1 protein-coding gene is annotated in these 1866 nt (G+C 26.0%); it reads left to right on the forward strand.

The window, feature by feature from the left end; genetic code table 11:
* Positions 1-445: 445 nt before the first annotated feature.
* A partial coding sequence (locus tag MBBTH_RS10745) for a transposase (RefSeq protein ID WP_133241965.1) occupies positions 446-1866 on the forward strand: 1421 nt, incomplete at its 3' end.

Raw genomic sequence — 1866 nt, forward strand, 5'->3', positions numbered from 1 at the left:
GTGAATTTTAAAAATTCACCAAATTTATTTTTTATATAATTAAAAAACAACTTATCGCAACAAATATCAAATTTAACAATTAAACTATTGAATATTTAATATTTAACTGTGAAAATCAACTATTTTTGCAAGATTTGATATAGATAAAACAAGTGAAGTATTAAAGGTTTAATAATTGCTTATTTCTTAAAATAAATCTTAAAAAAGCCTAATTTTACTTATAAATAAATAATTATAAATATGAAGGGATTTATAATTATTTAACAACAACACATACAATAAAAATAAATCACCTTCAGTTATAATTTACTGTTTTTAATATGATTTATTTTTTTCGATTTTAACAATTTTTTCCCCAAAAAATGGGGAAAATTATTAAAATTCTTTTTTGTATTAAATGTTGTTAATTTTAAAAATAACAAATTATAAAAAGGAATGAATCAAAATGGGATTTGATAGTCAAACTTGTTTTATTTTAAAAGAAGTAGGTTCAAATTTAGATAAAAATCATATTGTTTTTACAGTTAAAATTCTATTTGAAATTTTTAAAGAAATTCGACCAGAACTATTTAAAAAAGATAAAAAAACACGACCTGGACCCAAACGAACATATAAAACTGATGAAATGCTCCCATTCATCAGTTTTGGACACATTATGGAAATAACAAGCTGCAGAAAACTAGAAAACTGGTGGAAAAATAACGATGAAACCTGCCAATTTTTACTCAACTGCAAAAAACCATCAAAAACAACAATAAATGACTTTACAAACGACAACATGTACCTTATTGATGAATTTGACAAATTCCTTGTGGAATTTGGAATAAAAACTGGATTAATTGAAGGAAACTTAATTTATGCTGACGGAACAATATTAAAAGGATACTGCAATCCATATAATAGTATGTATCCTGATCAAATTAAATACCTTAAAAAGTTTATTTTAAAGCATTACAAAGAATATAAAAACAATACTGGAGATTTATGGATAAAACTCCATGAATTTTTCTACAACGGCAAATATCAAGACGAATTAAAAGAACAATATAAAAAACTCAAAAAAATAATCAATTCATTCGGAATACAGTTATTAAAATTAAGTTTAAAAAACCATCAAAGTTTAAAAAGAGTTTTAAAACGAATCAAAAAAATGGAAGCAAATATTAATAAAAAATACAGCATCAGCACTGTTGATCCAGAAACACGACACATGAAAGATAAAAAAGGAATATCTGGATTAAATTACAATTATCAACAAGCAATTGACGATAAATGTGGAATGATAGTCACACACTACATAACACAACATCCAAACGAACAATTGGAATCTATAGAGATTATAAATCAGTTACAAAGAATATTAAACAAAAAAGAATTCACTCTAGTTGTGGATTACGGATATTGGAATATAAACACATTACACAGAGTATACAGAACTCCAACAAAGCTAATTATCCCATGTAAAACCGAAGCAATGCGAAGAAATGCAAAACAAAGAGAAAAAAACGAAACAAGATTTGATACAAAAAAAGCAAAAAAGCAAAAATTCAAAAAATATAATTTCAAATACTTATCAAAAGAAGACGCATATCTATGCCCCACAGGAATAAAACTAACAAGACTAAACAATACAATAAAAAAAGACGAAGGCTCTAAAAAAAGATATGGTTCCAAAGAATGCCAGAAATGCAGACATATTGTAGAATGCACGAAAAATGAATATGGAAGAAAAATCGAAGAGAAATTTGACCCCATTTTAGATAAAATAAAAAATGAATACTACACAGAATACGGACAAAACGCATATGCCGGCAGAGGACCCTACGCAGAAGGAGGATTCGCAATTTTACTTGAATCACGTAATTT

The sequence above is a fragment of the Methanobrevibacter thaueri genome, from assembly GCF_003111625.1.
Classification (GTDB): domain Archaea; phylum Methanobacteriota; class Methanobacteria; order Methanobacteriales; family Methanobacteriaceae; genus Methanocatella; species Methanocatella thaueri.